We start from the raw sequence: 6,425 nt of genomic DNA, 5'->3' as shown, positions 1-6,425 counted from the left end.
CTCACGCGAGGCGCCTTCGCTCCAAGCCTCGGTGTCAAGATCAAAGCCCTGAACTTCATAGGGGCCGTTTCGTGCGATACGAATGCTCGGGGCATTCACGTCATTGGGTCCGGGTTGGCCATCGCGTGTGTATCGAAGCGCGCCCGATGGGCAGCGTCGAACGACCTCGATGAGGGTCTCCGCGTCTGCCTGATCCGGCTGGATCCAGGGCGTTCGGCCTTCGCGGAAGACCAGCGGCAGGGCTTTCGCACACCGCTCCGACGCCGAGCACTGGAGACGGTTGAAACTCACGACGATGGCGGCGCCTGGGTAGTCCATGACGCCATCCGGCGTGTGGTCCGGGCGCCGCTCGTCCGAAAACCCGATGCGGATATGAGAGCTGTCACAAAACGGCTTCCGCTTCGACGCGCCGCAACGACACAACGCGATGCCGTGCGACCCATCGAGCCGCTCCCCCTTCGAGTTTGTCAGGTCGTCGACGGTGACCAGACAGGGCCCATTGCGCGACAGCTTGATGCAGGGTCTTGTCTTCGCCGGAGAGGGATGGCTCCCCGCTCCATCCGCGACGACCGCGACCGGGTGCTGCTTCATCTTGCAAGTCCTCCAGGCCTTAAGGTCTGCCGCAAGTGTGCGCGGACGCCAGCCCGCGTACAAGGCCCCGAGAGGACGACGTGGTCTATCACCTCATCGCGAGTCGAATCGGTCCGGGCGCCACAGTGCCTGTTTTTGAGGCATCGCGTTGGAAGCCCCATCTGGAGTCGATTCCCGACGTTTCGCATGCAGTTTTCCACAGGGCTGTCCACGGGGCTGGTGGAGAACCCCAATCAACCGCCGCGTTGGTTGTCCCTGCGCGGCTGCATAGCCTACGTGGCGGAGTCTTCCTCCAGCCGGGAACGGATGGCAGCCTCAAGCGTTGCGCGCACGACCGCTTCGACGGCCTGCCAGTACTTCAGGTAGGCCTCGTCGTCGGCCGCGTGCTTGGGCACCAGGCCCTGCTTGACCGCTTCCTTCATCGCGGCCACGAGCATTTCGTCAGTCATATTCATCGGTCAATCCAAATCCCTGATCGCCACGCCCTGCCGAAGTAGCCCAGGGGCTGGACGGCCTTCTTCGCGGAGGCTCATCACACTGGATGTTTGGCGATTGCCAAATAAGGTGCCACAAATGAAAATGCCCCGCTACCTTTTGAGTAGCGGGGCATCCAGTGGCCTTGCGGCGTGTAGTGGCTCCTCGACCTGGGCTCGAACCAGGGACCTACGGATTAACAGTCCGGCGCTCTACCAACTGAGCTATCGAGGAACAAGCCTCAGATTATAGCGTCCTTTTTTGGGCTCTTTGGCCGACGCCGATCGAATCGACATTTTTCTCCAACTTTTTTTGAAGGTCGTGACGCGCGGGGGCTCAAGCGCCGTTGCAGAGCGCCATCAAACGGGCCGCCGCCGCTTCGGGTTCCGGGTCGGCCACCAGGGCACGCACCACGGCTACCGAGCCGACGCCGGTCGCCAGCACCTCGGGCATGCGCTGCTCGTCGACGCCGCCGATGCCGACCTGCGGATAGCCGTGCATGAGGCGCGCGTAAGCGGCAAGTCGCGCGATGCCTTGTGGCGCGGTGGCCATCCGCTTGAGCGTGGTCGGGTACACCGCGCCCATCGCGATGTAGCTCGGGCTGGCACCATCGGCGCGCACCATCTCGGCGTAGCCGTGGGTACTGACGCCCAGGCGAAGGCCGGAGGCCCGAATCGTCTTCAGTTCCTCGGGCGTCAGCGCATCGAGGTCTTCCTGTCCGAGATGCAGGCCGTAGGCGCGCGCCGCGATCGCGCTGCGCCAATGGTCGTTGATGAAGAGCAGGGCGCCGGTGCCGCGCACCGCCTCGACCGCCGCGACCACCTCGCGCTCGATGGCTGCTGCATCGTCGGACTTGAAGCGCAACTGCACCGTCGGCACGCCGGCGCGCGCCATGCGTGCGACCCAGTGCGCATCGGGCAGCACCGCATAGAGGCCGAGCTTCGTCGGGCAGGGCGGAAACGCATCGTCGCGCGTCGTCGGCGGAAAGGGGCGCATCCCGAAATCGGCTGGCGATTCGGGCCAGGCTTCGGGATCGAAGTTGCCGCTGCGATCGGTCTGCGCTCGCCACGCGCGTGCCAGGCACTCGGCGTCGATGTCGATGAAACCCAGCGTTGCGCAGGCTTGCTTCACGCCCTGGTAGAGCACGTCGTCCGAGGAGAACGATGCGGTTGCATTCGGCGCTTCGCCGAAGCGCGACCCATGCGCCGCAACGATGGCGCGCGCGATGGAAGGGGAGTCGGTCATGGGGGTCATTGGGAAGACGCGTGATGCCAGAACGGCGTGCCCAGCACCGGCGTGCTCGGCTGGGCCGAATCCTGCGCCGCCATCGCGCCGGCGTGATGGGCGCAGCGACCGGCTTGCACGGCATCGGCAAACGCGCCGGCCATTGCGACCGGGTCCTGCGCCAGCGCCACCGCGGTGTTGAGCAACACGCCGTCGTAGCCCCACTCCATCACCTGGCAGGCATGCGAGGGCAGGCCGAGGCCGGCATCGACCAGCAGCGGCACCGCGAGCCGCTCGCGCAGCACCTGCAACGCATACGGATTGACCGGCCCGCGGCCGGTTCCGATCGGGGCGGCCCAGGGCATCACGGCCTGGCAGCCGACATCGACCAGGCGCTGGCACAGCACCAGATCCTCGGTGCAGTAGGGCAGCACCTGGAAGCCATCGCGGATCAGTTGCGATGCGGCGTCGACCAGGTTCAGCGTGTCGGGCTGCAGCGTGTAGTCGTCGCCGATCAGTTCGAGCTTGATCCAGGGCGTGTCGAACAACTCGCGCGCCATCTGGGCCGTGGCAATGGCTTCCTGCACGCTGTGACAGCCGGCCGTGTTGGGCAGCACCGGAACGCCCAGCCGGCGCAGCAGGTCCCAGAAGCCGTTGTCGCTGCCGCTGCCGTTCGGGGTCGCGGTCTGGCGGCGCAGCGACGCCGTGAGCATCGCGGGCTGCGCGCGCCGGACGGCTGCCTCGAGCACGTCGGGGGATGGATAGCGCGCGGTGCCCAGCAGCAGTCGGCTCTGGAAGCTCTGGCCGTAGAGGACGAGCGGGTCGTTGGCGGAGGCAAGGGTCATGGTCTTCTCTTTCAKCCGCCCGTCACGGGGCGGATCACTTCGATGCGGTCGTCGGCCTGCAGGGCATGCGAGGCGTAGTTCGAACGCGGCACGAACTGGCGGTTGACGGCCACCGCGAACGGCGGCTTGGCGTCGATGAGCGCGAGGGCGTCCGCCACCTTCGCGTCGGCAGGCAGCGTGCAGGGCGTGTCGTTGATCCGGAGGTTCATGGATGTCATTCGAGGCGGGTCGCGAGGCCGAAGCGGCCGGCGAGCGCGGAGCAATCTGTCGCGAGCAGTTCCATTGCGACGTCGAGGATCGCCGGCGCGATCATGAAGCCGTGGCGGTAGAGGCCGTTGATCTGCATCACCTTCGGGCGCAGCTGGCGCACGGCCGGCAGGTTGTCGGGCAGGGTCGGCCGGCATTGGGTCGCGATCTCGACGATGCGCGCTTCGGCGAAGCCGCTGTGCACCGCGTAGGCGGCGCTCAGCAGCTCGAGCGTGGAGCGCACGCTGGCCGGCGACATGTCGTCCGATTCGATCTCGGTCGCGCCGATCACGAACAGGTGGTCGGGCTTGGGCGCGATGTAGAGCGGATAGCGCGGATGCACCAGGCGCGTCGGCCGCCTCAGCGTCACTTCGGGTGCGTGCACGCGGATGACTTCGCCGCGCACGCCGCGCAGGGCATTCCACTGCGGCTTGGCGCCGAGGCCGCGGCAGTCGATCACGCGATCGGGCTGGCCCGGCCCGCCGGGCGCGAAGTCGTCGACGGTGCGCGGCGAATGCCAGTGCAGGCGCACCTTCGGCAGTGCCTGCAAGGTGGCGAGCAACGAGGCGAGCAGCGCGCGGTTGTCGAGCTGGCCTTCATCGGGCAGCAGCAGGCCCTGCGCGAAGCGCCGGCCCAGCGAAGGCTCGGCGGCCTCGATGCCGGCAGCGTCGAGCACCTGCATGGCGGGCAGCTCGGGCACCAGCTCGCCGGTGTGCGAGAGCACGCGCTTGAGCCGGGCGGCCTCGGCGGCATCCTGGCGGTGCCACAGCACCAGAGTGCCCTCGCGCTGGAAGAACACGGGCGCGGCCAGCGGCGCGATCAACGCCGGCCAGCGGTCGAGTGCGTAGTGCCCCATTCGGACCACGGCGGGCGGCGCCACGGCCGATTCGGCGAGCGGCGCGAGCATGGCGGCGGCGACCCGCGCGGCCGCGCCTTCGGCCTCCGGTCCGCCGGCCTCGAACAGGTCGACCTCGCAGCCCGCCTGCGCCAGCGTCAGCGCGAGCAGGCGCCCCATGAGCCCGGCGCCGAGCACGGCGGCTGAGCGGAAGGGCAGTGCTTCACGCATCGCCATCTCGCTGCCCGTTCCAGGAACACCGCGGAACCCGCTTTGCCGGGCCGCCGGGGCTGCCCCGGGTAGGGGGTGGGCGCCCGACACGACGTGCGGGCAACCTGGGGAGGAGCCTTCCTGCTCGATAATTTTCAACATGACCATTGCATTCTCTCGCTACGCACGCGTACTCTCGATCGCCGGTTCCGACAGCGGCGGCGGCGCCGGCATCCAGGCCGACCTGAAGACCTTCTCGGCGCTGGGTTGCTACGGGATGACCGCCATCACCGCGCTGACCGCCCAGAACACGCTGGGCGTGTCGGGCATTCACGGCGTGCCGCCGGAGTTCCTCAAGGCGCAGATCCAGGCGGTGGTCGAGGACATCGGCGTCGACGCGGTCAAGCTCGGAATGCTGCATGCGCCCGAGATCGTCGAAGTGGTGGCCTGGGCCATCGACCACTACAAACTGCCGAACGTGGTGCTCGACCCGGTGATGATCGCCACCAGCGGCGACCGCCTGATCGCCGCCGAAACGGTGGCGGTGCTGGTGCGCGAATTGTTCCCGCGTGCCGTGGTGGTCACGCCGAACCTGGACGAGGCGGCCTTGCTGATCGGCCATGCGATCGACGGTGTGGATGCGTTCGACGATGCCGCCAGCGAACTGCTCGCGCTCGGGGCCCGCGCGGTGCTGCTCAAGGGCGGCCACCTGCCGGGCGACGACGTGGTCGACCTGCTGGCCGAGGCCGACGGCGAGCGGCTGCAGCTGGCCTCGACCCGCATCCGGAGCCGCAACCTGCACGGCACCGGCTGCACCTTGTCGTCGGCCATCGCCGCCCACCTGGCGCTCGGATTCGCGCTGCCGCAGGCGGTGGAGCGCGCGCGCGGCTACGTGGTCGCCGCCATGGCGGCGGGGGCGGATGTGAAAGTCGGCGCGGGGCACGGTCCCCTCAACCACGGCTTTGCGCCAGTGCCGAGCGTCCGCCTGCCGTCGACTGGCGCGTGATCCAGCCCAGCGCGAAGGTGATCGCAAGGGTCGGCAGCGCCGAGCCCCACTGAGGGGCCCAGGCCGCGCAGGCGTGGTAGATCGCGATGCCGGAAATCCAGATCGCGGCCGCCGGCAGGTCCACGCGGCGCGTGCCGACCGGCACCGGTGCGTTGCCGGTGCCGAGCCGTCCGAGGATCACGCCGTAAAGCGGCACGAAGACCGAGCTCAGCAGCAGCAGGAAGGGTTCGAGCGTGTGCATCGGCAGCACCAGTGCGAAGGCGATGCAGATCGAGGCCAGCAGCAGGCCCCAGCGGCGCACGCTCCAGCGCGGCTGCAGGCTGTGGGCCGAAACCGAGCCTGAGTACACGTCGCCGTAGGCGTTGTCGAGCTCGTCGATCAGGATCAGCCCCAGCGCCACCAGGCCACCCTGCGCCAGCAGCAGGGCCGCGACCAGGTTGGTGCCGGGTTCGGCGACGCTCACCACCATCACGCCGAGCGCATAGCACCAGATGTTGGCCAGCACGTAGCCGATCCAGGTGCCGTTGAAGGCGCCGCCCAGACCGCCCGTGCTGCGCTTGCCGTGACGCGCGTAGTCCGCCACCAGCGGCAGCCACGAGACCGGCATCGCGATCACCAGGTCGAGGGCGCCGAACATGCCCATGCTGCCGTCGCCGGGCCGCAACCAGAAAGCCTCCAGCCCCTTGGCATGAAGCCGGGTCGCGAACTGCCAGGTCAGCCAGGCCAGCGACAGCGCCACCAGCGGCAGGCCGAAGCGGCTCACGAATCGCCTCACCAGCTTGACCATCGAGCCTGCGAGCAGGGCCAGCAGCACCGCGCCCCACAGCAGCGTGGTGAGCACCGTGCCCAGGGGGCCGCCGAGCGACCCGCCGAAGGCCTGGCCGCCGATCGCCTGGGTGCCTTCGCGCATGATCACGATTTCGAAGGTGGTCCAGCCGATCAGCTGCACGATGTTGAGCATCACCGGCAGGCGCGCGAAGGCGCTGCCGTAGGT

General features: G+C 68.6%; 8 protein-coding genes and 1 tRNA gene. 1 reads left to right on the top strand and 8 read right to left on the bottom strand.

Going from position 1 to position 6,425, the window contains the following annotated elements; translation table 11 throughout:
* From AC1D2K_RS27435 to AC1D2K_RS27405, 7 genes are all read right to left on the bottom strand, one after another.
* On the bottom strand, positions 1 to 591 hold a 591-nt coding region (locus AC1D2K_RS27435; RefSeq protein WP_478092606.1), incomplete at its 3' end, for a (4Fe-4S)-binding protein.
* A 272-nt stretch (positions 592 to 863) separates the two neighbouring features.
* Positions 864 to 1,046, bottom strand: coding sequence for a hypothetical protein (locus AC1D2K_RS27430; RefSeq protein ID WP_478092603.1), 183 nt, complete (start codon positions 1,044 to 1,046; stop codon positions 864 to 866).
* Positions 1,047 to 1,223: 177 nt separating this feature from the next.
* Positions 1,224 to 1,299 (bottom strand) — tRNA-Asn (locus tag AC1D2K_RS27425).
* A 102-nt stretch (positions 1,300 to 1,401) separates the two neighbouring features.
* Positions 1,402 to 2,319 (bottom strand): thiamine phosphate synthase, encoded by a 918-nt coding sequence (locus tag AC1D2K_RS27420; protein WP_478092601.1) that lies wholly within the window; start codon positions 2,317 to 2,319, stop codon positions 1,402 to 1,404.
* Complete coding sequence (locus AC1D2K_RS27415) at positions 2,316 to 3,134, bottom strand: thiazole synthase (protein WP_478092600.1); 819 nt, start codon at positions 3,132 to 3,134, stop codon at positions 2,316 to 2,318. The genes AC1D2K_RS27420 and AC1D2K_RS27415 overlap by 4 nt, the downstream gene beginning before the upstream one ends.
* A gap of 11 nt (positions 3,135 to 3,145) precedes the next feature.
* Positions 3,146 to 3,343, bottom strand: coding sequence for a sulfur carrier protein ThiS (gene thiS, locus AC1D2K_RS27410; RefSeq protein ID WP_478092599.1), 198 nt, complete (start codon positions 3,341 to 3,343; stop codon positions 3,146 to 3,148).
* 5 nt (positions 3,344 to 3,348) lie between these two features.
* Positions 3,349 to 4,446, bottom strand: coding sequence for an FAD-dependent oxidoreductase (locus AC1D2K_RS27405; RefSeq protein WP_478092598.1), 1,098 nt, complete (start codon positions 4,444 to 4,446; stop codon positions 3,349 to 3,351).
* A 139-nt stretch (positions 4,447 to 4,585) separates the two neighbouring features.
* On the opposite strand from AC1D2K_RS27405, the gene thiD reads away from it, so the two are divergent.
* The gene (thiD, locus tag AC1D2K_RS27400) at positions 4,586 to 5,431 is read left to right on the top strand and encodes a bifunctional hydroxymethylpyrimidine kinase/phosphomethylpyrimidine kinase (RefSeq protein WP_478092597.1); all 846 of its coding nucleotides are present in this window, start codon (positions 4,586 to 4,588) and stop codon (positions 5,429 to 5,431) included.
* Here thiD and AC1D2K_RS27395 read toward each other — a convergent pair.
* Positions 5,376 to 6,425 (bottom strand): purine-cytosine permease family protein (locus tag AC1D2K_RS27395; RefSeq protein WP_478092596.1); only part of this gene is annotated, 1,050 nt, incomplete at its 5' end. The two genes, thiD and AC1D2K_RS27395, sit on opposite strands and share 56 nt — an antisense overlap.

Source organism: Variovorax sp. P1_H12_2 (assembly GCF_056405335.1).
The sequence above is the reverse complement of the archived record's forward strand: the minus strand, read 5'-3'. Positions and strand labels throughout refer to the sequence as shown.